This window comes from Microbacterium sp. 71-36, from assembly GCF_001898305.1.
Classification (GTDB): domain Bacteria; phylum Actinomycetota; class Actinomycetes; order Actinomycetales; family Microbacteriaceae; genus Microbacterium.
Window position 1 is genome coordinate 87385 of the sequence record NZ_MKTP01000001.1, and the last position, 26201, is coordinate 113585.

The following is a 26201-nucleotide window of genomic DNA, read 5'->3' on the forward strand; positions in this document are numbered from 1 at the left end:
CGCCCTGCTCCGCCGGGGTGGTTTCGCGACCCCGAAATGCTGGCATCCGGTTCCCCGGAGCCGCGTCGTTCCGGGCTTCGGAGGCCCGAAATGCTGTCAGTATCGGCCGACGCGCCCGGGGGAGGGGTGCGCGCCGCCTAACGTGGGGGCGACCCGAAGGAGAACCGTGACGATCGCCGCCACACCCACCGCCCGCGACCGCCGCCGCTGGGCGCGCTATCTCGTCGACGAGCGTGCCGAGGCCCGCGTGTACCGCGACCTCGCGAGCCGCCGCACGGGCGAGGAACGCGAGATCCTCCTCGCGCTCGCCGAGGCCGAAGGACGCCACGAACAGCACTGGATCGACCTGCTCGGCGACACCCCGCATCGACTTCCCCGGCCCGGCCTCGGCACGACGCTGCTGGCCTGGATGGCGCGCCGCTTCGGCTCGATCTTCGTGCTCGCGCTCGCCCAGAACGCCGAGGCCCGCTCGCCCTACGCCGACGAACCGTACGCGACCGCGCAGATGGCCGCCGACGAGCAGGTGCATCACGAGGTCGTCCGCGGCCTCGCGGCCCGAGGACGCCGGCGCCTGTCCGGCACGTTCCGCGCCGCCGTGTTCGGGGCGAACGACGGACTCGTGTCGAACCTGGCGCTCGTGATGGGCGTCGGCGCCACCGGCGTCGCCCCGAGCTTCGTGCTGTTCAGCGGCATCGCCGGTCTCCTCGCCGGCGCCCTGTCGATGGGCGCGGGGGAGTTCGTGTCCGTGCGCTCGCAGCGCGAACTCCTCGAGGCCACCGAAGAGAGCGACTTCGCCGACGCGGCGATTCCGCACCTCGACCTGGATGCCAACGAGCTCGCGCTCGTCTACCGCACCCGGGGGATGGATGCCGAGGAGGCCCTGGCCAAGGCGCGCGAGGTCGTCACCGCCGCCCAGGCCGGCACCGCCCCGGCCGCCGCGGCACCGGGGGAGTCGTCGCACGAGGTCGTCGGGAGCGCCTGGGGCGCGGCCATCTCCAGCTTCCTGTTCTTCGCCTCCGGCGCGATCATCCCGGTGCTGCCGTGGATCTTCGGCATGAGCGGTGTCGGGGCGGTCGCGCTCGCCCTCGGTCTCGTGGGCGTCGCCCTGCTCGGCACCGGTGCGATGGTGGGCCTGCTCTCCGGCGCCTCGCCGCTCAAGCGCGGCCTGCGGCAGCTCGCGATCGGCTTCGGCGCCGCCGCCGTGACGTACGTGCTGGGTCTGCTGTTCGGGGTGTCCGCGGCCTGAGGCCCCGGCATCCGCTCGCCCCTCCCTCCCCGATAAACGCGATCCACGACGAGAAACGGGACGACCCCGCGTTTCTGGGCGTGGATCGCGTTCATCGCGGGATGCCGGGCGGAGCCGGGCCTGCGCTCAGCTGCGCTGCGCTACGACCCGCGCTCAGCCGCGCTGGGCTACGACCCGCGCTGCGCCGAGCCTGCGCTCAGCCGCGGCTCGCGGTCAGCCGCGCCGCCTCGCGCACCGCGGACGCGTTCTTCCGGCCCGCGCGGGACCCCGCGAGCTTGGCCGCGATGTGCTGCGCGACCGTCACCGGCTCGTACAGCGCGGGAGACTCGCGCGACGCGAAGTGAGGGAGCACCCCCACCACCGCGTCGGCGTTGCCGTCGTGGAAGAACGCGGCCGACCGCCGCCGCTCGATGGTCCCGTCGATGACCGGTGGCTTCACCCGGTGCAGCGTCGACAGCCACTTGTCGTTCGTGAGGCGCGCGGCCACGTCGCCGATGTTCACCAGCAGCGCGCCCTCGGCGGGCAGGACGTCGTTCCACGAGCCGTCGAGCCCCAGCACCTGCAAACCCGCGACCCGGTCGGCCCACAGCACCGTGACGAGACCGAAGTCGGTGTGCTCGCCCATCCCGGTCAACTCCGCGCCGAGTTCGATCGACCCCGGAGGCAGGGCGTAGTTGTTCATCCTGAGCACGTCGATCGAGTGATCGGTGAGCGCATCGAGGGAGTCCTCGGGCACCCGCAGCGCCGCGGCGAAGATCTGGGTGAGCGTCCGCGCCACACGGCGCGCCTCGTCGAAGTAGGTCTCGACCGACGGGCGGAACGCGGGAACCGCATCCGGCCACGTGTTCTCGGCGTAATCCGCCGCCGTCGCGGTCGTCCCCGGGTACTCGCGCCATGACGTGCCGACGTTGAACGCCTCGAAGAAGTCGTTCATCCGCGTCACCGGGTCGATGCCGAGGCTGTAGCTGAGCGACTCGCTCTTGGGTGGCGTGTACCCGCGATTCTCCGCCGCCGGGCGGACGTACCGCTTCTTGGCATCCAGGGAGAGCCCGAAGAAGCCGTCGAGCGCGTCTTCGAGGTCGGCGATCACGCGGTCCGGCACGCCGTGCCCGACGATCTGCATGAATCCGACGGTGCGGCAGGCATGGTCGACGGCCGCGACCACGGCCGCGCGGGCCGCTTCGGGGCCGCGGCCGACCCAGGCGGAGATGTCGATGGTGGGAACGTGGAACCGGTACATGTGGCATCCATCCTTCCGGGATGCCTCGACGCTACGGCCGCGATGTCACGTCGGCGTTTCGCCGGTGTCACGGGTCGAGCAGCCCTCCCACTCCCGCAGAAACGAGAAAGACCCCCGGGGATGAACCCGGGGGTCTTTCTCATCTGTGCGCGAGGGGGGACTTGAACCCCCACGCCCTATACGGGCACTAGCACCTCAAGCTAGCGCGTCTACCTATTCCGCCACCCGCGCATTGGGTGTTGGTCGCTTTCGCAACGAAGAACGACATTACCACGCCCGGGGCGCACCCCCGAACCGGGGTGACAGCCCGGGCGCGTCCCGCTGCGGCGTGGACGGGGAAGGGGGCGGCGTCCGGGTACCGTAGTGCGCATGTCCGAGCACGACGCCGACCCGCCCGAGGTCGCCCGCGTGGCCGCCGACCTCATCCGCTTCGACACGACGAACTTCGGAGGCGGCCGGTCCCGCGGCGAGCGCGAGGCCGCCGAGTATGCGGGGGCGTACCTCGAGGCCCTCGGCCTGGACGTCGACTACTACGAGCCGATCGACCGCCGCACCAACCTCTCGACGCGCATTCCGGGCCGCAACCCCGACAAGCCCGCGATCATCCTCCACGGCCATCTCGACGTCGTCCCCGCCGTCGCCGAGGACTGGAGCGTCGACCCGTTCGCGGGCGAGATCCGCGACGGCGTCCTGTGGGGCCGCGGCGCGGTCGACATGAAGGACATGGATGCCATGATCCTCACTGCCGCGGCTGACGTGCTGCGGTCGGGGGAGCAGCCGGAGCGCGACATCATCGTCACGTTCTTCGCCGACGAGGAGAACGGCGGGGTCGAGGGTTCGGCTCTCGTCGTCCGCGACCGCCCCGAATGGTTCGCCGGTGCGACGGAGGCGATCAGTGAGGTCGGGGGCTACTCGATCTCCGTGGACGACCGCCGCGCGTACCTGCTGCAGGTCGGCGAGAAAGCACTCCTCTGGATCAAGCTCGTGGCGCGGGGGCGCGCCGGCCACGGCAGCGCGTTGCACCCCGACAACGCGGTGACCGCGGTCGCGGAGGCCGTCGCGGCGCTCGGGCGCACGCAGTGGCCCGTCCGGCTGACCGACACCACGACGCAGCTCCTCGCGGGGTTGGCCGAGCTGACCGGAGTCGATGACGGCGACCCCGATGCCCTCGCGCAGCGCGCGGGCGCGGCATCCGGATTCCTGCGCTCGACGCTCCGCACGACGACCAACCCCACGGGCCTGACGGCGGGATACAAGCACAACGTCATCCCCGATCGCGCCGAGGCCCTCATCGACGTGCGGGTGCTGCCCGGCACCGAGGACGCGGCGCTCGCCGATATCCGTCGCATCGTCGGTCCGGGCATCGAGGTCGAGATCGTCCATCAGGACATCGGCCTCGAGGTGCCGTTCGCGGGCGACCTCGTGGATGCCATGGTCGGACAGCTCGCCCGCCACGACCCCGGGGTCCCGGTGATCCCGTACCTCATGGGCGGCGGCACCGACAACAAGGCCCTCGCCTCCCTCGGAATCTCCGGTTACGGGTTCGCGCCGTTGCGACTCCCGTCCGATCTCGACTTCACCGGGATGTTCCACGGTGTGGATGAGCGCGTCCCCGTCGACGCGCTCGAGTTCGGTCGTCGAGTTCTCGCCGACCTCATCCGGACGTACTGAAGGAACACATGCAGAACATCTTCGAGGTCATCATCCTCGGGCTCGTCCAGGGCCTGACCGAGTTCCTCCCCATCTCCTCCAGCGCGCATATCCGCATCGTGGGGGAGTTCCTCCCGTCGCAGACCGACCCGGGTGCGACGTTCACCGCGATCACGCAATTGGGCACCGAGCTGGCCGTCCTCCTCTACTTCCGTAAGAAGATCGGGCGGGTGATCTCCCGCTGGTTCGGATCGCTCACCGGTCGAGTGCCGCGCAACGACCCGGACGCCCGCATGGGATGGCTGATCATCATCGGCACGATCCCCATCGGCGTGGCGGGGTTCCTGCTGCAGAGCCTGATCCGCGACAACTTCCGGAGCCTGTGGATCACGGCGATCGTGCTGATCGTGTTCGGCATCCTCCTGGGGCTCGCCGATCACTACGGAAAACGCCGTCGCGACCTGGACGACCTGACCTACCCCCACGGCCTGGCCTATGGGTTCGCGCAGGCCCTCGCCCTCGTGCCGGGCGTGTCCCGCTCGGGTGCGACCACCACCCTGGGTCGCGCGCTGGGGTACAAGCGCACCGCCGTCGCCGAATACTCGTTCCTGCTCGCCGTCCCCGCGGTGTTCGTCAGCGGGCTCTACGAGCTGTACAAGAGCTTCGACGAGGGCACCGGGCCGTACAACCTCGCCGAGACGGGGCTGGCGACGGTCATCGCGTTCGTCGTCGGCTTCCTCGTCATCGCGTTCCTCATGCAGTACCTCAAGAAGGGCAGCTTCCTGCCGTTCGTGATCTACCGCATCGTCCTCGGAATCGTCGTGATCGTCCTGCTCCTGACCGGAGTGGTCCCGGCCGAATCGACCATCATCTCCGGCTGATCGCCACACGCGAGAACGGCGCCGCCCCCTCGGGGACGGCGCCGTTCTCGCACTCAGCGGCGCGGCGGGTCGTCGCGGCCCGGTTTCGTCGGGCCGTCACCGCCGCGGCGCAGGTATCGCTCGAACTCCTGCGCGATGGCATCCCCGGACGCCTCGGGCGAATCCCACGTGTCGCGGGTCTGCTCGAGCTGGTGGATGTAATCGCGCATCTCGTCGTCGTCGGCGGCGGCCGCGTCGATGGAGGCCTCCCACGCGATCGCCTCGGCGGCGAGCTCGCCCCGCGGCACCGGGATGCCGGAGACGGTCTCGAGACGGTCGAGGAGCGCCAGGGTGGCCTTGGGGGACGGCGTGTGGCCCGCCACGTAGTGCGGGACGCTGGCCCAGAGGCTCGCGGTGGGGATGCCGGCGCGTTCGGCCGCATCGCCGAGCGCGCTCAGGATGCCGACCGGTCCCTCGTACAGGCTCCGCTCGAGCCCGAGGGACTGGCGCACCGCGTCGTTGTCGCTGCCCGCGAAGACCGAGATCGGCCGGGTGTGCGGGACGTCGGACATCATGGAGCCCAGCGCGACGAAGCCCGAGACGTCCTCGCGCAGGGCGACGTCGATGAACTCCGCGGCGAAGGCCTGCCAGGCGCGGGCGGGTTCGACCCCCACGAGCAGCCAGATCTCGGGTTCGTCGGTGCGCCCGGCCGGGCGCAGGAGGGTGGCCTCGGGCCAGGTGAGCGTGCGGCGGCCTTCCGCGTCGAGTCCGACCTGCGGGCGCGTGTACTGGTAGTCAAAGTACAGCTCCGGATCGACCGAGTGCACGACCTCGTAGTCGCCGCCGGTGCGCAGCATCGACGCCGCGGCCGAGGCCGCCTCTCCGGCGTCGTTCCACCCGTCGAAAGCGGCGACGATGATCCGGCGACCCAGTGCGTCCACGCAACCTCCTCTGCCCCTGCGGGGCTGGATATCCAGGATAGGCGCATGCGCCCGGGCGGAGCGCGAGGCCACCGCCGGGGCGCTCGATACGATGGAACGATGACTTCCCCCGCCCCCGCCGCCGTCCTGTGGGACATGGACGGCACCCTGGTCGACACCGAACCCTTCTGGATGGCGGCGGAGACCCCCCTCGTGGAGCGGTTCGGCGGCACGTGGTCGCACGCGCAGGCGCTGGGGATGGTCGGGCTCGCGCTGGAGGACTCCGCCCGCCTGCTGCAGAACGCCGGCGTTCCGTGGGGAGTGGACGAGATCATCGCCCACCTGACCGACGAGGTGCTGCGGCAGCTCGCCGTCGAGGGGGTGCCGTTCCGGCCCGGCGCGCGCGAACTGCTCGCCGACCTGCGCCGCTCCGGTGTGAAGACCGCCCTCGTGACGATGTCGATGCGGCGCATGGCGCTGTCGGTCGTCGAGCTCATCGACTTCCCCGCGTTCGACGTGGTCGTCGCCGGTGACGACGTCACCCGGCCCAAGCCCCACCCCGATCCGTACCTCCAGGCGGCCGACGCCCTCGGGGTCTCGATCGTCGACACCGTCGCGATCGAGGATTCGCCCAACGGCCTGCGCTCGGCGATCGCCAGCGGCGCGGTCACTCTCGGCGTGCCCCTCCTGGTGTCGCTGGACGGCGTGGGCGCCCACGATCTCTGGCCGACTCTGGAAGGCCGCGGCGCCGCGGACCTCGCGGCCCTCCACCTCACCCACGCAGCAGCGACGAACCCGCAGGAGACCCGATGAGCGAGACCCCGCACCTGAGCGGACCCTTCCGGGTCGGTGACCGTGTGCAGCTGACCGGACCCAAGGCGCGGATGCACACCATCACGCTCCGTGAGAACGGCGAGCTGCACACGCACAACGGCGTGCTCAAGCACGAGCTCCTGGTTGGCCAGCCCGACGGCAGCGTCGTCACCAACAGCTCCGGCCACGACTACCTGGCGCTCCGCCCGCTCCTGCGCGACTTCGTGATGTCGATGCCGCGGGGAGCGGCGATCGTCTACCCGAAGGATGCGGCGCAGATCCTCTCGCAGGCCGACATCTTCCCGGGCGCCACCGTCGTCGAGGCCGGCGTCGGGTCGGGCGCCCTGTCGCTGTGGCTCCTGCGCGCGATCGGACCGAGCGGCCGCCTGGTGTCGTTCGAGCGCCGCGAGGAGTTCGCCGACGTCGCGCGCGCCAACGTCGAGACCTTCCTCGGCGCGACCCCGTCGACGTGGGAGGTCGTCGTGGGCGACCTCGTCGAGAACCTTCCGGATGCCGTCGCCCCGGCATCCGTCGATCGCGTCGTGCTCGACATGCTCGCGCCGTGGGAGTGCATCGACGCCGCGGCCGACGCACTCACCCCGGGTGGTGTCGTGCTCTGCTACGTCGCCACCGCCACCCAGCTGAGCCGCGTCGCGGAGTACATCCGCGCGACGGGGCTCTTCACCGACCCGGATGCCTCCGAGACCATGGTCCGCGGCTGGCACGTCGAGGGGCTCGCGGTGCGTCCGGACCACCGGATGGTCGCGCACACGGGCTTCCTGCTCACGGCAAGACGTCTGGCCCCCGGGGCGGTCCCGCCCGAGGTCAAGCGTCGCGCGTCGAAGTCGAGCTACGGCGACGAAGACGTCGAGCTGTGGACCCCCGGCGCCGTCGGGGACCGCGAGATCACCGACAAGAACCTCCGCAAGCGCGTCCGCGAGGCGCAGAAGGCCGCCGACGGTGTGCGTCGACGCGAGGGCGACCCCGCGGGTGCGACGGAGACACCCGACGCGACCGCCTAAACTGATCCGGTGCGCAGACTCCCCGCCCTCGTCGCCGTGACCGCCCTGGCCGGAATCGGCCTCGTCGGATGCTCGGCATCCCCCTCCGCGTCGTGCTCCGACCCCACCGACAGCGCGATCGGGGCCGCGGTCCAGGCCGAGGGCGATTTCGGGACGGCGCCCACGATCACGGTGCGTTCGCCGTTCCTGCCCGAGCAGTCCGGCACGCAGACCCTCATCCAGGGCGACGGCGAGCGGATCACCGCCGACAACCAGCTCGCGCTGGTCGATGTGACGGTGTTCGACGCCACGACGGGCGACAAGCTCGTCGCCACCGGATACAAGTCGGACATCGCCGCGGCGACCCCGCTGCCCAAGCTCGCGCAGTCGATCCCGGCCATCGCGCCGCTCCTGCACTGCGTGTCGGAGGGATCGCGTGTCGCGGTGGCCATCCCCGGCTCCGATCTCGGTGCGCAGGGCGCGCAGGCCCTCGGCGTGAACGAGGGCGATGGCGCGGTCTTCGTCTTCGACGTCCGGAAGGTGTTCCTGCCGGCGGCCGACGGTGCCGACCAGTTCAACGCCGATTCCGGAATGCCGTCCGTCACGCGCGCGCCCGACGGTCAGCCGGGCGTCGTCATCCCCGCCGGCAACGCTCCCACCGAGGCGCGGTCGCAGACCATCAAGAAGGGAACGGGCGAAGAGGTCACCGCCGACTCGTCGGTCGTGATCCACCTCCAGGGGATCGCCTGGGGCGCCTCGACCACTTTCGCGTCCACCTGGGACAACGGCGCACCCGGGCAGGCCACCGTGTCGAAGCTGCCGCCGGCGCTCGCCTCGGCCCTCGAGGGGCAGACCGTCGGCTCGCAGGTCCTCGTCGTCGTCCCCGCCGACCAGACGCAGCCCGACCAGCAGGCGCTGAAGGCGCCCGCGGACAAGGCCCTCGTGTACGTGGTCGACATCCTCGGCGTCGTCGGCTGACCGACCACCGCGCCTAGGATGGGCGGGTGTCCGCCACCTCGTCCCGACCCGCTCCGGAGGAGCGCCTGGTCAACCTCGTCGTCGCCCTCATGGCGACCGAGCAGGGGCTGACGAAGGACACGATCCTGTCGTCGGTCGCGGGCTACCGCGAGCAGTGGGAGGCCGGGGCGTCGAAGGACGCGCTCGAGAAGATGTTCGAGCGCGACAAAGAGAACCTGCGCGGGCTCGGCGTTCCCATCGAGACCATCGGCGACCGTGCCGACCCCGAAGACCTGCGCGAGGCGCGCTATCGCGTGCCGACCGCCGAATACGCCCTCCCCGACGACATCTCCTTCAGCCCTGCCGAGGTCGCGCTGTTGAACATCGCCGGCAGCGTGTGGGGGAGCGAATCGCTCTCCCTCGACGCGCGCAGTGGACTGCGCAAGATCCGCGCGCTCGGCATCCCCGTCGATGAGCCGATCATCGGCTACGCGCCGCGCATCCGGGCGCGGGATGCCGCGTTCCCCGCGCTGCAGCGCGCGATCGAGCAATGCCGCGTGGTCACGTTCAGCTACCTGCGTCCCGGTGACGCGCGGTCGCGCGAGCGTCGCATCCGTCCACTGGCGCTCCTGGAGTACGAAGCCCGGTGGCACGTGTTCGGCTTCGATCTGACGATGGATGCCGAGCGCACGTTCCTGCTCTCGCGCATCGTCGGGGACGTCGCGGTGACCCGGGAGCGTTTCGACGAGGCGTTGCGGGTGGGAGCGGGGGAGCGGGCGCTCGCGGGGCTCGAGGCGGTCGCGCGGCGGCAGCGGGCGCTGCTGGAGGTCCATCCCGGGACGGAGGCCGCGCTGCGGTTGTCGCGTCGGGCGGAGTCCGCCCCCCAGGGCATCATCGTCCCGTACGTCGACCTGCACGTGTTCGCCGACGAGCTCGCGTCCTACGGGCCCGAGGTGCGGGTCGTCGCGCCGGACGACCTCCGCGACCAGGTGATCCGCCGCCTCAGCGCGACGCTCGCGTTGCACGGGGGTGCCGCATGAGTTCCGACCGCGCGCTCCCGGCCCTCGACCGAGCGGCCCTCCTGCTCCAACTCGTGCCCTACATCATCGGCAAGGGCGAGGTGTCCATCGCCGAGGCCGCGGCCGATTTCGACGTCACCGCCGACCAGATGCGGGCGATGGTCGAGAGACTGACCGTCATCGGACTGCCCGGCGAGGGCGGCTACTGGCAGCTCCCGAACGAACTGTTCGACATCGACTGGGATCTCCTCGACCGGGACGACGTCATCTCGATCACGAACACCGTCGGTCTCGAGCGGTCGCCGCGCCTCACCGCCCGCGAGGCGGCCGCGTTGCTCGCCGGGCTCCAGCTGACCCGCACCCTCCCGGGCGTCGGCGACAGCGCGCTCTTCACGGGCCTGCTCGCCAAGCTGCGGCGCGGGGCCTCGTCGACTCCGCCCGCCGTGATCGTCGCGCCGGGACCGGTCGACGGCGTCCGCGACGTGGTCGACCGTGCGCTCCGGCGGGGAGTGGCGGTCTCGTTCACCTACCGCGCTCCGGGCGCGGAACCCACGATCCGCACCGTCGACCCGATCAAGGTGCACATCGCCGGCGGGCAGTGGTATCTGCAGGGGTGGTGCCACACGCGCGAGGCGGTGCGGACCTTCCATCTCGAACGCGTCGGCGATCCCGAGCTCACCGACATCCCGGCCGTCCATGGCGCCGACCCCGTGCCCGAGCTCTTCGCCCCCTCCGACGACGAGGTGGTCGCCCGCTTCCGGTTCCCCCGCGCGGTGGCGCCGCTGCTGTCGGACTACCTCGAGCGCGCCACGATCGAGGGCGAGGGCGAGGTGGCCGTCGCCTCTCTCCGTCTCGCCGACGAGCAGAGCCTGAAGCGCCTGGCCGCCCGCCGCGGCGGCGAGGTCGAGCTGCTCGAACCGACCGGTGCGCGCACCGCGGCGGCGGCGTGGGCGGCCGCGGGTCTCGCGCAGTACCGCGGCGACGTCTCGCCCGAGGGGTGAACGCGGAGCGTTCTCCGACCGCCGTCGAAGCGCACGGGCTACACTGGAGGACACGCCCGAACGAGACTGAGGAGTCCTCATGCTAGGCAATCTGAACGGATGGCACCTGCTGATCGTTCTCGCGGTCATCCTGCTGCTGTTCGGTGCCGCGAAGCTCCCCGCCCTGGCCAAGAGCATGGGGCAGTCCGCGCGCGTCTTCCGGAGCGAGATGAAGGAGATGAAGCGCGACGACGAGGTCGCCGCACCGTCTCCCGAGGCTCCCCGCGCCACCGAGGCCGGAACCGCTTCGTCTGTGACGCCCGAGAAGCGGGCGTCGAACGACACCTCCGCGTAGCGCGTGGCCACGGCAGGGCCGCCGCGGATCGACGTGCCGGAAGGACCGCGGCGCGACAAGCGCATGTCGATCGGCGCTCACCTCGTCGAACTTCGCAAGCGGCTGGTGATCGCCGCGCTCGGCCTGGTCGTCGGCATGGTGATCGCGTTCATCATCACCGATCCGGTGATCCAGTTGATCACCGAGCCCATCCGTGTGATCAACGAGCAGCGCGGCGACGCGCAATCGATGCTGAACTTCCCGACGGTGACGTCGGCGTTCGATCTCCGCATCCGGATCGCTTTCACGATCGGCATCTTCCTCTCCGCCCCGGTGTGGATCTGGCAGATCTGGGCGTTCGTCGTGCCGGGTCTCACGCGCAAAGAGATCCGGTACACGGCGAGTTTCGTCGGCGCGGCCATCCCGCTGTTCTTCATCGGCTGCTGGGTCGGACTCCTGATCGTTCCGCACGTGATCGAGCTGATGGCGGGCTTCACCCCCGACGGGGCGGCGAACCTGTTCAGCGCGACCGAGTACTACGACTTCGTCTTCAAGCTCATGCTCGTCATCGGGGTCGCATTCGTGCTGCCGGTGTTCCTGGTCGCGCTCAACGTCGCGGGGGTCCTGACCGGCAAGGCGATCCTCAAGGGGTGGCGCGTCGCCATCATCGTCGCCACCGTGTTCGCCGCCCTGGCGACGCCGGCCGCCGACGTGATCAGCATGGTGATGCTCGCCGGCATCCTCGTCGTGCTCTTCTTCGCCGCCGCGGGAGTATCCCTGCTCTTCGACCGCCGCAAGGCCAAGCGCCTCGACGCGATGGGTCTGCCAAAATCGATCGTGTGAGCGGACTCAGCGCGGCAGATCGATTCGCGCGGGCCTCGGCCCGTGCCCGGCACCCCCTGACCGCCGATTTCGCGGAGTCCCAGCGATTCGACCTGGACGCGTTCCAGATCGCCGGATGCCAGGCCCTCGAGGACGGCAGGAGCGTTCTGGTGGCAGCCCCCACCGGAGCCGGGAAGACGATCGTGGGGGAGTTCGCCATTCATCTGGCGATGCTCGAGCCGGGTGACAAGGCGTTCTACACGACGCCGATCAAGGCGCTGTCGAACCAGAAGTTCCGCGAGCTTCAAGAGGTGTACGGCGAGGACGAGGTGGGGCTGCTCACCGGCGACACCAACATCAACGCGTCGGCGCGCGTCGTGGTGATGACCACCGAGGTGCTGCGGAACATGCTCTACGCCGATTCCCCGGCGCTGCGCGGGCTCCGGTTCGTGGTGATGGACGAGGTGCACTATCTCGCCGACCGTTTCCGCGGCGCGGTGTGGGAGGAGGTCATCATCCACCTTCCCCGCTCGGTCCGACTGGTGTCGCTGTCGGCAACGGTCTCCAACGCCGAGGAGTTCGGTGACTGGCTCGACACCGTCCGCGGTGACACCGAGGTCATCGTGTCCGAGACGCGCCCCGTGCCGCTCGAGCAGCACGTCCTCGTCCGCGGAGATCTGCTTCCGCTCTTCGACGACCGCGCGGGAGTCGCCACCGCGCAGGTGAACCAGGAGCTGCTGCGGATCCGCGGGGGTCACGCCGCGACGTTCGAGAGCAACCGGCGCGCGCAGGAGTACCGCTCGGCCCGTCACGCGGGCGGGAAGCGTCAGCCGCGGGGAGGGCAGCGACCGTTGCGCGCGGCGCACGCCCCGCGCATCGAACGGATCGATCGCCCGCAGGTCGTCGACCTGTTGCGGCGGAACCACCTGCTCCCCGCGATCTTCTTCATCTTCAGTCGTGCCGGCTGCGACGCCGCCGTGCAGCAGCTGCGACGGGCCGACGTGCGGCTCACTTCGCCGGAGGAGCGCGCCGAGATCCGTCGGGTCGTGGAGGAGCTCACGTTCGCGCTCAAGGACGAAGACCTGGCGGTCCTGCACTTCTGGGAGTGGCGCGAGAACCTCGAGCGGGGCATCGCCGCCCACCATGCCGGCCTCCTCCCGGCGTTCAAGGAGGTCGTCGAGGAGCTTTTCCGTCGCAAGCTCGTCAAGGTGGTCTTCGCGACGGAGACCCTCGCGCTGGGCATCAACATGCCCGCCCGCACCGTGGTGCTGGAGAAGCTCGAGAAGTTCAACGGCGAGGCGAGGGTCGCCATCACCTCGGGGGAGTACACGCAGCTCACCGGCCGGGCAGGTCGTCGAGGCATCGACGTCGAGGGTCACGCGGTCGTGCAGTGGACCGAGGGGCTCGAACCGCAGTCCGTCGCCGCGCTCGCGTCGCGCCGCACCTATCCGCTGAATTCCAGCTTCCGGCCGACGTACAACATGGCGGTCAACCTCATCGACCGGTTCGGTCGCGCCCGTGCCCGCGAGATCCTCGAGTCGTCTTTCGCGCAGTTCCAGGCCGACCGCTCGGTCGTCGGCCTCGCTCGTCAGGTGAAGGAGGCGGAGGAGTCGCTCTCGGGGTACGAGACCGCGATGACGTGCGATCGCGGCGACTTCCGTGAGTACTCCACGATCCGCCGCGAGCTCTCCGACCTCGAGAAGATCAACCGGCGCGACGCGACGGCTCCGCGTCGCCTGCGCGACGAGCGGCAGCAGCAGATCCAGTCGTTGCGGCGCCGCATGCAGAGGCATCCGTGTCACTCCTGCCCCGATCGCGAGGCTCACGCCCGCTGGGCCGAGCGGTACTGGAAGCTCAAGCGTTCCACCGACAAGACGCGGCAGCAGATCGACCAGCGCACCGGCACGGTGGCGCGGGTGTTCGACCGCGTGGTCGACGTCCTGGCCGCCCTGGAGTACGTCGAGGTCGACGCCGACGGGGCCACGACGCTCACGCCCGCCGGACGCACCATGCGCCGCATCTACGGCGAGCGCGATCTGCTCGTGGCCGAGTCGCTCCGCCAGGGGCTGTGGAGCGCCCTCGACGCACCGTCGCTCGCCGCCCTCGCGTGCTGCCTCGTCTACGAACCGCGTCGCGACGAGGCGGGTCCGGGGGAGCGGGGCCTGCCGCGCGGACCCTTCCGTGCGGCCCTGGATGCCACGCAGACGCTGTGGCAGGAACTCGACGACCTCGAACGCGACCATCGTCTCCCGGGGTCGGAGACGCCCGCGTCGGGCCTCGCTCCGGCCATGCACGGCTGGGCCCGCGGGTTGCCGTTGGACAGCGTGCTGACGCTCGCCGACATGGCGGCCGGAGACTTCGTGCGGTGGGCGAAGCAGACCATCGATCTGCTCGACCAGATCTCGCTCGTCGCCGAGCCGAAGCTCGCGAAGACGGCCCGGACGGCGCTGGATTCGGTGCGGCGCGGAATCGTCGCCTACACCTCGGCGTAGCGGCATCCCTCGACGGCGGGCGTCGCCCGACCGCGGCGATGTCACCGGCCCCGCCGCTTAGGCTGGACGGGTGCCCCTCGCCGACGTGCCGCGACCGATCCTCCGCCTCGCCTTCGCCGCGCCGCTCTCGACGGCCGCGGGCCTGCTCCTGGTCGCCGCGTTCCCCGCCCCGGCTCTCTGGCCGGTGGCGTTCCCGGCGGTGGCGATGGCGCTGATCGCCCTCGCCGGTCGACGCGTGTGGTCGGCCGCGCTCGTGGGCTTCCTCTTCGGCGCCGCGTTCTTCTCGGTCAACCTCCTTTTCACCGCGCGGTATCTCGGTCCGATCCCGTGGATCGCCCTGTCGGTGCTCGAGTCGTTGCTGACGGCCGCGTTCGCCGTCCCGATCGCGCTGGCGTACCGATGGATGCCGCGGATCGCGCCGGGGCCGTGGGGGCGCCTCGTGCTGCTGCCGACGCTGGTGGCGGCCCTGTGGACCCTCCGGGAGCAGGTCGTCGGCTCGTGGCCGTACGGCGGTTTCCCGTGGGGGCGCATCGGGGTGTCGCAGGTCAACGGGCCGTTCGCGGAGGTCGCGTCGTGGGTCGGGATGTCGGGGCTCAGTTTCCTCGTCGTCCTGTTCTGCGCGATGGCCGTCGAGTACGTCCGAGTCGCCCGGTTCCGCCGCCTGCTCACCGCTGTGCCCGCGGCACTCGTGCTCGTAATCCTCGTGGCGCTGCCGCAGTTCCCGACCACCGCGGTGGGTTCGATGCGCGTCGGCGCGGTCCAGGGCAACGGCCCGGCGGGCTACTTCGACCAGCGCGCGCGCAACGCGGTGCTGAACGCGCAGCTGGCGGCATCCGCCCCGCTCTTCGGCCAGGACATGGACGTGCTGCTGTGGCCGGAGGGCGGCGTCGATTCGGATCCGACCCGCAACCAGGCCACCGCGGCCGTTCTCGGCGAGCTGTCCCGACGCGTCGACGCGCCGCTCCTGGTCTCGGCGGTGACCGAGCGCGGGCCGCGCCTGTACAACTCGGCCCTGTTGTGGACCGCGGACGGCGGGCCGCAGCAGACCTACGACAAGCGCAACCCGGTGCCCTTCGGCGAGTACGTGCCCGACCGGTCCTTCTGGGAGCCGTTCGCCCCCGACCTGATCGGACTCATCGGCCGCGAGTACACCCCGGGCACGGCCAGTCCCGTGTTCGATGTGAACGGGGTGGGCGTGGGGCTCGCGATCTGCTTCGACGTCATCTACGACGACGTGGTGTGGGACGGTGCCGATCAGGGGGCCGAGGTGTTCATGTTCCAGACCAACAACGCCGACTTCCGCGGGACCGACGAGAACCTGCAGCAACTCGCGTTCGCGCGTATGCGCGCCATCGAGACGGGGCGCTCGGTCGTGAACCTGTCGACCGTGGGCACGAGTCAGGTCATCGCGCCCGACGGGGCGACCCTCGACCAGCTGCCCGTCGACACGGCCGGACACATGCTGACCGACGTGCCGCTGCGGACGGGCCTCACCCCCGCCGTGGTCATCGGCCCGGCGATCAAGATCGTCCTGGGGTGGGGGAGTCTCGTGGCCCTCATCGCCGCGGGTGTCGGCGTGCTGGTGCGCGGGCGCACGAACAAGACGCCGGCTCCCGAGGGAACCGGCGTCTGAATCCGTGATCCGCGTTACGCGCTGATCTTCTGATCTCCGCCGCGGCGGGCCCGCAGGAACGCGAGGCGCTCTTCCAGAAGCTCTTCGAGCTCGGGGATCGTGCGACGCTCCAGGAGCATGTCCCAGTGCGTGCGGGGCGCCTTGTCGTCGCTGTGGTCGACGGTGGCGGTTCCGTCACCGATGCGCAGCAGCGCCTCGGCGCCGCACGTGCGGCACTCCCACGCCGGGGGAACCTCGGCATCGGCGGCGAAGGTGAGCACCGTCTCGCGCCCGCAGGTGCTGCAGGCGTAGGTGTGCTGGGCTCGGTCGTGGAAAACGACCCCGTCTTCGCTCTGAAGGCTCTGTGCGCCGAGTCGGATGCCTCGAAGACTGCGATCTGCCATTGTGTGGTCCTCTCGTCGGTCCCCATGTATAACGGCCGCACCTGTGCGCTTTATTCGAACGGGGGGCTGCGCGACGAGATTCACAGAGGATGCTCAGGCCATCATGTGTTCAGCGCTCGTTCACCACGGCGAGCGCGAGGTCCGCGCGGTCGGTGACGAGCCCGTCGACACCCAGATCGAGCAATCGCTGCATGTCTTCCGGGTCGTTCACCGTCCAGACGTGAACCTCCACGCCGGCCGCGTGCGCGGCGCCGACGAGCCCGCGGGTGACGACGCGCACGGGGCCCTGGCGCTCGGGGATCTGGAGCGCGTCGAGATCCGTGAGCAGACGCCGCACCGTCCCGCGGAGCCCGAGTCTCTGGGCGGCCACAAGTCGCGCGACGGTCGATGAGCCGGGAGACGTCGCGGGCCGGAGGGCGGCGCCCGCCGTCCGGGCGGCAGCGAGCGCCCCGCGCCGTCGGTCGTCGGAGAAGCTCGTCACGAGCACGCGCTCGGCGTGCGGGGCGATCAGGCGTCCGACCGGTTCGGCGGCGGCCTCCGCCTTGACGTCGAGATTGAACCGCACGTCGGGGAACGCCTCGAGGGCCTGCGGCAGGGTCACGAGGCCTCCGCGGCCGGCCATGAGCTCTTCGAGTTCGGGGAGACGGACGTCGGCGATCTTGCGCGGGTCTCCCGTGACGCGGCTCAGATCGTCGTCGTGGAAGAGGATGACGACGCCGTCGGCGGTGAGGTGACAGTCGGACTCCACGTACGCGACGCCCGCGGCGTGCGCTGCGGCGACGGCGGCGAAGGAGTTCTCGACGACCCCGTGGGCTGCGTCGTCCGCGGTCACGAGTCCGCGGTGTGCGAGCACGCGCGGCGGCGCGGGGGAGAGGTACGGGTGGCGCGTCATGACTCGGCGGGGGCGGCGGCGCCGCGCTCGTCGGTCACCACGGACGGGGCGGTCGGAGTCGTCGCGGCCGCCCCCGCTTCCGCGTCCCCGGCCGCGCGCGGTCCGAACGCGCCCGAGATTCCCTTCAACGCCTCGGTGAACTCGCTCGGGATGATCCACAGTTTGCTGGAGGCGCTGTCGCTGATCTTCGGCAGCGTCTGGAGGTACTGGTACGCCAGAAGCTTGTCGTCGGGTCGACCTTCGTGGATCGCCGAGAACACGGCGTGGATGGCCCGGGCCTCGCCCTCGGCGCGGAGGACGGCGGCCTGCTTGTCGCCCTCGGCCTGGAGGATGGACGCCTGTCGGCGCCCCTCCGCCTCGAGGATCTGGGACTGCTTCGACCCTTCGGCGGTGAGGATGGCGGCGCGGCGGTCGCGCTCCGCGCGCATCTGCTTCTCCATCGAGTCCTGGATGGAGACGGGCGGGTCGATGGCTTTGAGCTCGACGCGGCCTACCCGGATGCCCCACTTGCCGGTGGCTTCGTCGAGCACCACCCTCAACTGCCCGTTGATGTTGTCGCGGCTGGTCAGCGCCTCTTCGAGGTTCAGGCCGCCCACGACGTTGCGCAGGGTCGTGGTCGTGAGCTGTTCGACGGCACCCAGGTAGTTGGCGATCTCGTACGTCGCCGCGCGGGCGTCGGTGACCTGGAAGTAGACGACCGTGTCGATCGAGACCACGAGGTTGTCCTCGGTGATCACGGGTTGGGGAGGGAACGACACGACCTGCTCGCGCATGTCGATGAGCGGTCGCACGCGATCGACGAAGGGCACCACGATGTTGAGACCCGGCAGAAGCGTCTTGTGGTAGCGACCGAGGCGCTCGACCACGCCCGCGCGGGCCTGCGGGATGATGCGGATCGCCCGGAAGACCGTGACGATCGCCAGGATCGCGACGGCGATCGCGAGAGCCCAGCCGATGGCGGCGGGGATCAGATTCTCGGCGTTCATGGTGTGTTCTCCTGCCCTCGGGCACGGACGACGGCGGTGGCGCCGTCGATGCGGGCGACCTCGACGCGCGCGCCGGGGTCGAGGTGCGCGTCGCCGTCGCTGCGCGCGGTCCAGACGTCGCCGTTGGCGAGCTTCACTTGCCCGGCGACCCGTGAGACGGTGATCAGCACTTCGCCCTCGAGACCCAGGAGCGCCTCGACGTTCGAGGGGCGGGTGTCCGCGGATCGCTGCAGCCGATGGAGCATCCGCGGCCGCAGGAACACCACGAGAGCGATGGCCGCCATCGCGGCGATGATCACCTGCAACCACAGCGGTGCGCCCCCGAGATCGGCGACGAGTCCGACGATGCCGCCGAGGGCCAGCATGAGGAAGGTCAGCTCGACCGTGAGCATCTCGATGACGAGGAAGACCAGGATCAGCACGAGCCAGAGGATCCAGGCGAACGTGTCGATGGTGGAGAGAACGTCCATATCGCACCTCCTGTGCCCGAACGTAGCACGCGCCTCCCACGTCGAGGCCGGATGCCGCGGACCGTTCGGACGGCGTCCTCCTCGGGCTGCCGGCATCCCGGTCGGTAGGCTGGACTCTTGTCGTGTCCGCCGACGTCGTGGTGGGCGGCATCCGATCCCGAACCATCAGGAGTTCCCGTGTCCCAGACCCTCCCGTCCGGCTCCCTGAGCGGCAAGACCGCGCTCGTCACCGGCTCGTCGCGCGGCATCGGCGCCGACACGGTCCGCTACTTCGCCGAGGCCGGCGCGAACGTCGTCATCAACTTCCGCAACAAGGCCCCCCGCGCGGAGAAGCTCGCGGCGCAGCTGCGCGAGCTGGGCGTCGAGGCCCTCGTCGTCGGCGCCGACCTCACCGACCCGGCGTCGGTGCAGGCGATGTTCGACGAGGTGGAGCGCACGTTCGGCGGTCTCGACGTGCTGGTGCTCAACGCCTCGGGCGGCATGGAGTCGGGAATGGCCGAGGACTACGCGCTGAAGCTCAACCGCGACGCGCAGGTCAACGTGCTCGAGTCGGCACTGCCGATCCTGCGCGAGGGCGCCCGCGTCGTGTTCGTCACGAGCCACCAGGCCCACTTCATCCGCACGACGCCGACGATGCCCGAGTACGAGCCCGTCGCACTGTCCAAGCGCGCCGGCGAGGACGCCCTGCGCGAGCGCATCCCCGCCCTCGAGGAGCGCGGCATCGGCTTCACCGTCGTGTCCGGCGACATGATCGAGGGCACCATCACGGCGACGCTGCTCGAGCGCGCCAACCCCGGCGCCATCGCCGCGCGGCGCGAAGACGCCGGGAAGCTCTACAACGTCGCCGAGTTCGCCGCGGAGGTCGCCCGCGCGGCGCTCGACCCGGTGCCCGCCGATCACACGCGCCTCGTCGGGGACACGGACTCGTTCGGGGGCGAGTGAGCATGCGCGCCCACGACATCGAGACCCTCGTGTCGGTCGGGCGCCCCGCGCTCTCGTCCGACGGCGCGTTCAGCGTCTACGCGACGTCCCGCCCCGACCTGGGGGCGGACCGCGCGGTGGGCCAGCTGTGGCGGATCGACCTCCCGGGCGGGGCGCCGCGTCGCCTCACCCGCGGTGTCGCCGACCGCGCCCCGCGGCTGTCGCCCGACGATTCCACGCTCGCCTTCCTGCGTTCCGATGCGCGGGGACGCGCGCAGGTCTTCGTCGTCCCGGCCGCGGGCGGAGAGCCCGTGCAGGTCACCGACCAGGCCGGGGGAGTGACCGATCTGTCCTGGTCGCCCGACGGCACACGGCTGGCGTTCACCGCCCGGATCGTCGAGCCCGGTCGCTACGGCACGGTGGAGGGTCGGGATGCCGGTGCCGAGCCGCCGCGCCGGATCACCGGCATCCGGTGGCACGCGAACGGCCACGGCTACCTGGATCGGCCCGCTCATCTGTTCGTCGTGGACGCACCGGCCGCGGACGCCGAGCCGTTCTATGAGCCCGCGCCCGATGTCGTCACCGCCGAGAAGCGGATCGTCGCGTCCGCGCCGCGCCAGCTCACGGACGGCGCGACGAGCTGGTCGGGCGTGGCCTGGACGGCGGACGGGCGGGAGCTCCTGAGCGTGCCCGACGTGATCGAGGACCGCGTCGCCGACCTGCGGTCGCGGGTCGTCGCGGTGTCGGTCGACGGGGGAGCCGAGCACGAGCTGTTGGGAACCGCGGCGCACCTCTCGATCGACGAGGTCGCGGTCGCCCCCGACGGCGCGATCTTCCTGCGCGGCAACGACGTGGGCGAGTCCGGCGTCGATTTCGTGGCACCGGGCACGGCCGTGTGGCTGCTCGAGGCCGACGGTCCACGTCCGCTCACCGACCCCGAGACGATCGACCTCGGCGAGGTCGGCTCCCACCTGTCGTTCCCGGGCGACGACGTGCTCGTGCAGGACCGCACGCGCGGCCGTCTGCGTCTGCTGCGCGTCACGCGCGGCGGGGAGATCACCGAGCTCCTCGGCGGTGATGTGGAGGTCAGCGGACACGCGGCCGGCGGCGGGCGGATCGTCGCCGCCGTCGCTGCTCCGGAATCGTTCGGCGAGCTCGTCCTCGTCGACGACGACGCGCGGCACACTCTCACCGACCACGGTGCGGCGGCGCGCGAGCGCGGCGTCGTGGTCCCGGAAGAGCGCGAGATCGCCGGTCGCGACGGGTACCCGGTCCACGGCTGGGTCGCCGTCCCCGAGGGCGAGGGACCGTTCCCGGTGATCCTGCAGATCCACGGCGGACCGTACGCGTCGTACGGCGTGCACCTCTTCGACGAGACGCAGGTGCTCGTGGATGCCGGCTACGCCGTCGTCTACAGCAACCCGCGGGGGAGTGCCGGATACGGCCGCGCGCACGGCCGCTCGATCCGTCAGGCGATGGGCACGCTCGACTACTTCGACGTCATCGACTTCTTCGACGGCGTCGTCGCCTCCGATCCGCGCCTCGACGCCGAGCGCGTCGGCATCCAGGGCGGGTCATACGGCGGATACATGACGGCGTGGATCATCGCGCACGACCACCGGTTCGCCGGCGCGATCGTCGAGCGCGGGTTCCTCGATCCCACGGCGTTCCCGGGGTCGAGCGACATCGGCTCGTTCTTCGGGCAGGAGTACGTGGGCACGGATCCCGCGCGGATCGCCGCGCAGAGCCCGATGGCGCGGGTCGACGACGTGCGCACGCCCACCCTCGTGCTGCACTCGGAGCTCGACTACCGCTGCCCGCTGGAACAGGCGACGCGCTACTACGCGGCGCTGAAGCGCAACGGGGTCGAGGCCGAGATGCTCGTCTTCCCCGGCGAGGACCACGAACTCACCCGCGCGGGCCGTCCACGTCACCGCGTGCAGCGGTTCGACGCGGTCCTCGACTGGTGGGCGCGACACCTTCCCGTCGCCTGACGGACGCGAGAAGGGGCCGGGATGCCATGGCTTCCCGGCCCCTTCGTCGTTCGATGTCTCAGGCGGTCTTGCCGAACTGGATCGCCCGGACGATCTGGAACACGCCCAGGACGATGAGCGAGGCGCCGATGAGGATGAACAGCGTGACCGCACCGAGCAGCGGCGAGAACAGCAGTACGACGCCGGCGAGGATGCTGATGATCGCGAAGAAGATCGTCCATCCGCGTCCCGAGCCGTGGCTGAGGGTCGTGAGGGAGACGACGCCCTCGATGATCCACAGGATGCCGACGAGGGTGCCCACGAAGACGCCGAACCACACGGTGGTGGCGGCCAGGTTCGCGAACGAGAAGATGCCCGCGACGATGAAGAGCAGACCGAGCACGATGTAGCCGATCCGGGCCCAGCCCGCGCGGAAGAAGATGCCGATTCCGATGTTGACCAGACCGGCGATGATGACGTACACGGCGATGATGGCGACGGCGACCTGGGCGGTGCGCCCGGGCCAGAGCAGGATCAGCAGACCCACGATCAGCGAGATCGCACCGCTGACGGCCAGAGCCGTGCGCACTGCGCGCAGTGCGGGAGTGCCGGACGAGGTGGAGGTGGACATGGCGAGCCTTTCCTGTGTGAACGCTGAGAGCTTCGAGCCCCACCTTAGACCCTGGAGTGAACGTTGTGGGGGAGCGGTCTCAGCCCAGTAACAGGGCGACTCCGAACAGCACCGGGAGACACCCGAGGGTGGAGATGAACACGACGTCGCGGGCCAGGATCTCGCCGACCCCGTAGCGCTGCGCGAAGTTGAAGACGTTCTGCGCCGTCGGGAGCGCGGCCAGCGTCACGACGATCAGGACCTGATCCGCCGGCAACGCGAACGCCAGCGCCACGACCCACGCGACCGCCGGCATCACGACGAGCTTGAGAGCCGACGCGATGACCACGTCGACCCGGCGACCCGGCTCGGTCAGCACACGCTGCCCGTACAGCGACATCCCGTACGACATCAGCAGGATCGGCACGCACGCCGCGGCGAAGAACGCGAGCGGGTCCATCACGATCGGCGGCAGATGGATGCCGAGCACCGCCACGAGCACACCGAGCGCCGACCCGATGAGCATGGGGTTCTTCGCCGTCTGCGTGAGGATGCGCCGCGGGGAACGCGAGCCGGAGGTCGCGGCATCCAGGATGCCGAGGGCGATGGGCATGAGCACCAGCAGCTGGAACAGGATGACGGGCGCCGAGTACGCCGCGTCGCCCAGCATGTAGAGCGAGATCGGGATGCCGATGTTGTTGCTGTTCACCTGGCCCGCCGACAGCGAGCCGATGACCGTCTCGGCCGTGCGGCGGCGGAGGACGAACCGCGACACCAGCGCGTAGCCGAGGATGATGACCGCCGCGGTGATCATCGACACCGGCAGCAGCGCCGAGAACAGCGTCTTGACGTCGGCGCGGGCCAGCACGACGAACAGCAGGAACGGCGACAGCACGAAGAACGTCAGGCGACTGAGCACCGGGCGGGCGTGCGGCCCGAGCAGATCGATGCGCGCGATGACGTAGCCGACGACCACGGCGAGTCCGATGACGGCGAACCCGGTCAGGATGCCGCTCATGCCGCAGCTCCCGGGCAGACCCGCACGTCGCGGGGGCGACATCGCGATTCCATCGAGGCGAGCCTACCGGCGCGCGGGTCGGGGCTATGCCCGGGAGTGTCGCTCGCGGTCGCGCTGCTGCAGCCATTCGCCGAAAGTGAGGCGACCGCGGCGCGCGTCGTCCGTTCCGCGCAGCACGCCGGAGGCCATCGCGGCGCCCATCGGGCCGGGCAGGCGCAGCTCCCGTGTCCGGAGCGATCTCCCGTCGTGAGCGAGGACCGAGCGGACCATGTCGATCAGGCGTTCGTCCCGCGGTCCGACGAGGTCGTCGACCCGACCGCTCGGCGCATCCTCGGCGAGGTCGACGAGGCGCTCCGCCACATCCTCGGCGGCGATCGGTCGCACAGGGGCCGTGGGGACGAGGACGAGGGAGCCGATGCGCCCGCGGGCGATGGTCTGCTCGGCGAACTCGTGGAACTGAGAGGCGCGGAGCAGAGAGAACGGCACGACGCCCGAGCTCACCGCCCGTTCGTGCGCCAGCTTCGCGCCGTAGTAACCCGAGTGCACGCCGTCGATTCCCACGATCGACAGCGTGACGAGATGCCCGACGCCGGCGGCGGCGCCTCCGCGTTGCAGCTGTCGGGACGTCGCTTCGAAGAAGGCCGTGGCACGCGCGCGGGACAAGGTGGGGATCCCGACGACATCGATCACGCAGTCGACATCCTCGAGGGCATCCGTCAGATCGTCTCGCGTGAGGTCGTGGCCCGTGGCTCGTGAGAGGGGGACGACGTCATGACCGCGTTCCGTGGCGACGCGCCGGACGTGTCTGCCGACGGTTCCCGTGGCGCCCGCGATCGCGACCCTCATCGTGCTCCCTGGTTCACCCGCTCATCCTGGCAGCGTGACGGGCGCGCGGTGTGTGTGATGCTTCGATCTCGAGAGAGCCGATAATGCACATTATGTCAGCTTGAGTCGAGAGCCGTGCCTCTCGTCACGGCGCTGCCCTCCCCGGCCGTCGACTTCGTCCGACGTCGGCGGAGGGGGCGGGCATGCCGGTGGGTGGGCTCGTCTTCGTTGTGGCGGGGCTGACGTTCATGGTCCCGCCGGCTGTTCGCCATCGTGTGGCCGGCACCTCAGGCTCGCTGCTGTCTCCTCGAGACCCTTCGCCGGAAGTTCGCCGAAGACGGCGCCGATCTCCGTCGCTGGATGATCGTCGTCTGCGGCTATGTGGCCCTCGTGATGTCGGCCGCGGCCTTCACCGTCGCGCCGATGAGCGTGTGAGGCGGGCTTTCCTGGCTAGCCTGAGCGGATGAGTTCCCCCCGACTCCCCCGTGACCGCGGACGTACCACGTCGATCGTGCTCTCGACGATCTCGCTCTCGGCCTTGACCTTCGTGCTGCTGTGGACGTTCGCTCTCAACGCCTCGGTGTCCGGCGCGTCCAGCATGGCGCTGATTCTGCCGATGGTCGTGTTCTGGGGCTCGTCGGTGGTCTTCGGGATCGCCGGTTTCATCGCTCTCGGTCTCGGCGCCACGGCCTCACGCCCGACGCTCCCCTTCCTCCTCGCCATTGGAGTGCTCCTCGAGATCGTCGTGGGGCTCCTGCTCATCTCGCGGCTCTGACGCCACGTCGACGACCCACGCCACGACCGACGTCGTGCGTCGCTCGGCCGGCGGCTCCGCGTTCTCATCGGACGGCTCGGTGGCCTGTTCCGCGGTCCGACCCGGCACGCGATCCCGTGGGGCGAGCGTGACGGCGCCGAGAACGGGCACGCTCTCGATCATCCACTTCGTCGGGCGCGAGCCGACCATGAAGCCGTTGCCGAGGTCTCGCCCGGAGAACGGCCACTCCTCCCCCTCCGCGGGCATCTCGGCATCCGCAGGCGCACCGTAACCCGGACGGCGCAGATGTCGCGTCTCGAGGTGTTCCTGAACGACCGCATGGATGCCGCGCACCCGACCCCGCACGCGGTCCTCCGGGATCGTCTGCGTCTCCTGGTGGCGGGATTCGATCGCGTCGATGGTCGCCGCCAGTTCGAGGCCCACACTCTCGACGAAGGCGGTCGAGGGTGCGCGGGTGAGGAGAAGCAGATCGACCTCGTCGCCGATACCGAACGGCTCGCCGCAGCATTCCCACTCCCACGTCTCGAGCCAGACGCGGGTGACATCGGGCGCGCGGGCGGTCAGCGGATCCACTCCGACGTGACGCCGATGACCCGCGACCCGTCCAGGTCGCCGAGCGACAGGCCGGCGAACCGGACCGCGGCCTCCGACGTCTGCCAGCGGAACTTCGGGGTCTCGGTTGTCGCGGCTTCCACGACGGTCTTCGCGGCATCCTCGGCCGCCTGCGCCTGGGCGAACGACGCCGTCGTCCGCTGGATGTAGGCGTCGAGCTGCGCCTGGTACGGCCCGCCGTCGTAGCGGTCCACGGATGCCGTGAACGACGACGCCACAGCCGCGGGCTCGACGATCGCGACATCGATGCCGAACGGCGCGACCACCGGCGCGAGCGACTGCATCAGGCCCTCGACGGCGAACTTCGCGCCGCAGTAGGCGTCGGCGAAGGGCTGCCCCACCGCTCCCCCGACGCTGGTGACCGTCACGATGCGGCCGCGGCCGCGCTCGCGCATTCCGGGCAGCACCAGTCGCGTGAGCCGGGCGACCGAGAGGTAGTTCGTGTCGAGCTGCGCCTGGAGGTCGGCATCCGAGAGCTGTTCGAGGGTGCCCACGGCACCGCGTCCCGCGTTGTTGACGAGGACGTCGACGACACCCAGGTCGGCGATGAGGGCCGCCGCGGCGTCGGCGTCGGTGACCTCGAGCGCGCGGATGTCGAGGGAGACGCCGGCGCGGTCGGCGGCGTCGCGGAGCGCCTCGGCGCGTGCGGTGTCGCGCACGGTGGCGATGACGGAGAGGCCGGCCTGAGCGAGGCCGATGGCGGTGTGCAGGCCGATACCGCTGGAGGTACCGGTGACGAGAGCGATGCGGGTCATGGCACCGACCCTAC

At 70.7% G+C, this 26201-nt stretch carries 27 protein-coding genes and 1 tRNA gene; 16 read left to right on the forward strand and 12 right to left on the reverse strand.

The window, feature by feature from the left end; translation table 11 throughout:
- The first annotated feature begins 166 nt into the window (after nt 1-166).
- On the forward strand, nt 167-1246 hold the full coding sequence (locus BGO45_RS00415) for a VIT1/CCC1 family protein (RefSeq protein WP_292689880.1): 1080 nt from the start codon (nt 167-169) through the stop codon (nt 1244-1246).
- Between the two features lie 196 nt (nt 1247-1442).
- Here BGO45_RS00415 and BGO45_RS00420 read toward each other — a convergent pair whose 3' ends face one another.
- Both BGO45_RS00420 and BGO45_RS00425 read right to left on the reverse strand, forming a co-directional pair.
- Nucleotides 1443-2486 (reverse strand): 2-oxoglutarate and iron-dependent oxygenase domain-containing protein, encoded by a 1044-nt coding sequence (locus tag BGO45_RS00420; protein WP_292689883.1) that lies wholly within the window; start codon nt 2484-2486, stop codon nt 1443-1445.
- Nucleotides 2487-2632: 146 nt separating this feature from the next.
- Nucleotides 2633-2717: transfer RNA gene (locus tag BGO45_RS00425), tRNA-Leu, on the reverse strand.
- 138 nt (nt 2718-2855) lie between these two features.
- Between BGO45_RS00425 and BGO45_RS00430 the strand changes: the two genes are divergently transcribed.
- Nucleotides 2856-4157 carry a M20/M25/M40 family metallo-hydrolase gene (locus BGO45_RS00430; RefSeq protein WP_292689885.1) on the forward strand — a complete coding sequence of 434 codons (1302 nt, stop codon included), beginning with the start codon at nt 2856-2858 and terminating at the stop codon, nt 4155-4157.
- Nucleotides 4158-4165: 8 nt separating this feature from the next.
- Nucleotides 4166-5017: an undecaprenyl-diphosphate phosphatase gene (locus BGO45_RS00435; protein ID WP_292689887.1), complete on the forward strand. Its 852-nt coding sequence runs from the start codon at nt 4166-4168 to the stop codon at nt 5015-5017.
- A 53-nt stretch (nt 5018-5070) separates the two neighbouring features.
- Here the strand turns inward: BGO45_RS00435 and BGO45_RS00440 are convergent, their stop codons facing one another.
- Nucleotides 5071-5937 carry a PAC2 family protein gene (locus BGO45_RS00440; protein ID WP_076490562.1) on the reverse strand — a complete coding sequence of 289 codons (867 nt, stop codon included), beginning with the start codon at nt 5935-5937 and terminating at the stop codon, nt 5071-5073.
- Between the two features lie 99 nt (nt 5938-6036).
- Here BGO45_RS00440 and BGO45_RS00445 point away from each other — a divergent pair, with 99 nt between their 5' ends.
- From BGO45_RS00445 to lnt, 9 genes are all read left to right on the forward strand, one after another.
- Nucleotides 6037-6729 (forward strand): HAD family phosphatase, encoded by a 693-nt coding sequence (locus BGO45_RS00445; RefSeq protein ID WP_076490561.1) that lies wholly within the window; start codon nt 6037-6039, stop codon nt 6727-6729.
- Nucleotides 6726-7751, forward strand: a complete 1026-nt coding sequence (locus tag BGO45_RS00450) for a tRNA (adenine-N1)-methyltransferase (protein ID WP_292689890.1) — start codon at nt 6726-6728, stop codon at nt 7749-7751. The genes BGO45_RS00445 and BGO45_RS00450 overlap by 4 nt, the downstream gene beginning before the upstream one ends.
- Nucleotides 7752-7760: 9 nt before the next feature.
- Nucleotides 7761-8708, forward strand: coding sequence for an FKBP-type peptidyl-prolyl cis-trans isomerase (locus BGO45_RS00455; RefSeq protein ID WP_292689892.1), 948 nt, complete (start codon nt 7761-7763; stop codon nt 8706-8708).
- Between the two features lie 26 nt (nt 8709-8734).
- Nucleotides 8735-9727 carry a YafY family protein gene (locus BGO45_RS00460; protein WP_076490558.1) on the forward strand — a complete coding sequence of 331 codons (993 nt, stop codon included), beginning with the start codon at nt 8735-8737 and terminating at the stop codon, nt 9725-9727.
- A complete protein-coding gene (locus BGO45_RS00465) occupies nt 9724-10707 on the forward strand; it encodes a YafY family protein (protein WP_292689897.1) in 984 nt (327 codons plus the stop codon). The genes BGO45_RS00460 and BGO45_RS00465 overlap by 4 nt, the downstream gene beginning before the upstream one ends.
- Nucleotides 10708-10786: 79 nt before the next feature.
- Nucleotides 10787-11041 (forward strand): Sec-independent protein translocase subunit TatA, encoded by a 255-nt coding sequence (gene tatA / locus BGO45_RS00470; protein ID WP_292689899.1) that lies wholly within the window; start codon nt 10787-10789, stop codon nt 11039-11041.
- A 63-nt stretch (nt 11042-11104) separates the two neighbouring features.
- Complete coding sequence (gene tatC, locus BGO45_RS00475; protein ID WP_076491790.1) at nt 11105-11863, forward strand: twin-arginine translocase subunit TatC; 759 nt, start codon at nt 11105-11107, stop codon at nt 11861-11863.
- Nucleotides 11860-14334, forward strand: a complete 2475-nt coding sequence (locus BGO45_RS00480; protein WP_292689902.1) for a DEAD/DEAH box helicase — start codon at nt 11860-11862, stop codon at nt 14332-14334. The genes tatC and BGO45_RS00480 overlap by 4 nt, the downstream gene beginning before the upstream one ends.
- Nucleotides 14335-14404: 70 nt before the next feature.
- Nucleotides 14405-15967 carry an apolipoprotein N-acyltransferase gene (gene lnt, locus BGO45_RS00485; protein ID WP_292689904.1) on the forward strand — a complete coding sequence of 521 codons (1563 nt, stop codon included), beginning with the start codon at nt 14405-14407 and terminating at the stop codon, nt 15965-15967.
- Nucleotides 15968-15981: 14 nt separating this feature from the next.
- On the opposite strand, the gene BGO45_RS00490 is transcribed toward lnt, so the two are convergent.
- The 4 genes from BGO45_RS00490 to BGO45_RS00505 form a co-directional block, all read right to left on the reverse strand.
- Nucleotides 15982-16350, reverse strand: a complete 369-nt coding sequence (locus tag BGO45_RS00490; protein WP_076490554.1) for an RNA polymerase-binding protein RbpA — start codon at nt 16348-16350, stop codon at nt 15982-15984.
- Nucleotides 16351-16459: 109 nt separating this feature from the next.
- Nucleotides 16460-17242, reverse strand: coding sequence for a glycerophosphodiester phosphodiesterase family protein (locus BGO45_RS00495; RefSeq protein WP_292689910.1), 783 nt, complete (start codon nt 17240-17242; stop codon nt 16460-16462).
- A complete protein-coding gene (locus BGO45_RS00500) occupies nt 17239-18228 on the reverse strand; it encodes an SPFH domain-containing protein (RefSeq protein WP_292689911.1) in 990 nt (329 codons plus the stop codon). Before BGO45_RS00500 ends, BGO45_RS00495 begins: the two co-directional genes overlap by 4 nt.
- Complete coding sequence (locus BGO45_RS00505) at nt 18225-18698, reverse strand: NfeD family protein (RefSeq protein WP_076490551.1); 474 nt, start codon at nt 18696-18698, stop codon at nt 18225-18227. Before BGO45_RS00505 ends, BGO45_RS00500 begins: the two co-directional genes overlap by 4 nt.
- Nucleotides 18699-18875: 177 nt before the next feature.
- Here BGO45_RS00505 and BGO45_RS00510 point away from each other — a divergent pair, with 177 nt between their 5' ends.
- Together BGO45_RS00510 and BGO45_RS00515 are read left to right on the forward strand one after the other, a co-directional pair.
- Nucleotides 18876-19640 carry an SDR family oxidoreductase gene (locus BGO45_RS00510; protein ID WP_292689913.1) on the forward strand — a complete coding sequence of 255 codons (765 nt, stop codon included), beginning with the start codon at nt 18876-18878 and terminating at the stop codon, nt 19638-19640.
- 2 nt (nt 19641-19642) lie between these two features.
- A complete protein-coding gene (locus BGO45_RS00515; RefSeq protein WP_292689915.1) occupies nt 19643-21613 on the forward strand; it encodes a S9 family peptidase in 1971 nt (656 codons plus the stop codon).
- Nucleotides 21614-21671: 58 nt separating this feature from the next.
- Here the strand turns inward: BGO45_RS00515 and BGO45_RS00520 are convergent, their stop codons facing one another.
- The 3 genes from BGO45_RS00520 to BGO45_RS00530 form a co-directional block, all read right to left on the reverse strand.
- Nucleotides 21672-22223: an HdeD family acid-resistance protein gene (locus tag BGO45_RS00520; protein ID WP_292689917.1), complete on the reverse strand. Its 552-nt coding sequence runs from the start codon at nt 22221-22223 to the stop codon at nt 21672-21674.
- A gap of 79 nt (nt 22224-22302) precedes the next feature.
- A complete protein-coding gene (locus tag BGO45_RS00525) occupies nt 22303-23220 on the reverse strand; it encodes an AEC family transporter (protein ID WP_292689920.1) in 918 nt (305 codons plus the stop codon).
- Nucleotides 23221-23304: 84 nt separating this feature from the next.
- Nucleotides 23305-24066 (reverse strand): NAD-dependent epimerase/dehydratase family protein, encoded by a 762-nt coding sequence (locus tag BGO45_RS00530; RefSeq protein WP_366515017.1) that lies wholly within the window; start codon nt 24064-24066, stop codon nt 23305-23307.
- Nucleotides 24067-24318: 252 nt separating this feature from the next.
- On the opposite strand from BGO45_RS00530, the gene BGO45_RS00535 reads away from it, so the two are divergent.
- Nucleotides 24319-24480, forward strand: a complete 162-nt coding sequence (locus BGO45_RS00535; protein ID WP_292689924.1) for a hypothetical protein — start codon at nt 24319-24321, stop codon at nt 24478-24480.
- Between the two features lie 28 nt (nt 24481-24508).
- Complete coding sequence (locus BGO45_RS00540) at nt 24509-24820, forward strand: hypothetical protein (protein WP_292689926.1); 312 nt, start codon at nt 24509-24511, stop codon at nt 24818-24820.
- Here BGO45_RS00540 and BGO45_RS00545 read toward each other — a convergent pair.
- Nucleotides 24737-25393, reverse strand: a complete 657-nt coding sequence (locus tag BGO45_RS00545; RefSeq protein WP_292689928.1) for a DUF6578 domain-containing protein — start codon at nt 25391-25393, stop codon at nt 24737-24739. The genes BGO45_RS00540 and BGO45_RS00545 overlap by 84 nt on opposite strands.
- The gene (locus BGO45_RS00550; protein ID WP_292689930.1) at nt 25381-26187 is read right to left on the reverse strand and encodes an SDR family NAD(P)-dependent oxidoreductase; all 807 of its coding nucleotides are present in this window, start codon (nt 26185-26187) and stop codon (nt 25381-25383) included. Before BGO45_RS00550 ends, BGO45_RS00545 begins: the two co-directional genes overlap by 13 nt.
- Between the last annotated feature and the right edge of the window lie 14 nt (nt 26188-26201).